Here is a 704-nt window from a genome sequence, read left to right as displayed (position 1 = left end):
CGACAATTGCCGGATACGCTTGAGACGTATCACGTTGTCCTTCCCTTTCGGGAAGAACTTGTCAGCATGATTCACATTGTTAAAGAGCAGACTGTCAATCGACAGTCATAAACCCGTCATCGCGCGATGCGAGGATGGCTTATGACTGCGGATCCGATCAGGTAATTCGACTGTGAGGAAGTGGCGAAGCCAAACGATCTGAGGCTAGGCGAAAGGTGGCGACGCATAGTTCGCTATGCGAGGAGCCTTTCAACGACGCATCAGGAAGTTTGGTGGAGCCAAGCGGGATCGAACCGCTGACCTCCTGCGTGCAAGGCAGGCGCTCTCCCAGCTGAGCTATGGCCCCCTATCAACATCGACTCCTTCAAAAGGAGCAAATGCAATTTCGTCGGAGACAAGGCGCTTTGGGCCGACGTGTAGCCTGCTACACGAGGTTCAAAGCAACGCCGTATCCGGCGAAATTTGGTGGGTCTGGGCAGATTTGAACTGCCGACCTCACCCTTATCAGGGGTGCGCTCTAACCAACTGAGCTACAGACCCGGCACTGTACCGCTGTAAGCTCGCTGCTTCTCGGCTGGCCGACCTCACCCTGCTTTCCATTTAAGGTCAGGGGGTGCGCTCTCACCAACTGAGCCACAGACCCAGCTCACTTAACACAGTCTTTGCTCTGGTCGATCAGGTAATTCATTGTGAGCACTTGCCGC

2 tRNA genes are annotated in these 704 nt (G+C 54.7%); both read right to left on the bottom strand.

Annotated features, from left to right (window positions below):
- Positions 1-270 precede the first annotated feature (270 nt).
- Positions 271-346: transfer RNA gene (locus KZO25_RS19805), tRNA-Ala, on the bottom strand.
- A 117-nt stretch (positions 347-463) separates the two neighbouring features.
- Positions 464-540 (bottom strand) — tRNA-Ile (locus KZO25_RS19800).
- Positions 541-704: the final 164 nt, after the last annotated feature.

It is taken from the genome of Halomonas sp. ANAO-440, from assembly GCF_019915905.1.
Classification (GTDB): domain Bacteria; phylum Pseudomonadota; class Gammaproteobacteria; order Pseudomonadales; family Halomonadaceae; genus Halomonas; species Halomonas chromatireducens.
The sequence above is the reverse complement of the archived record's forward strand: the minus strand, read 5'-3'. Positions and strand labels throughout refer to the sequence as shown.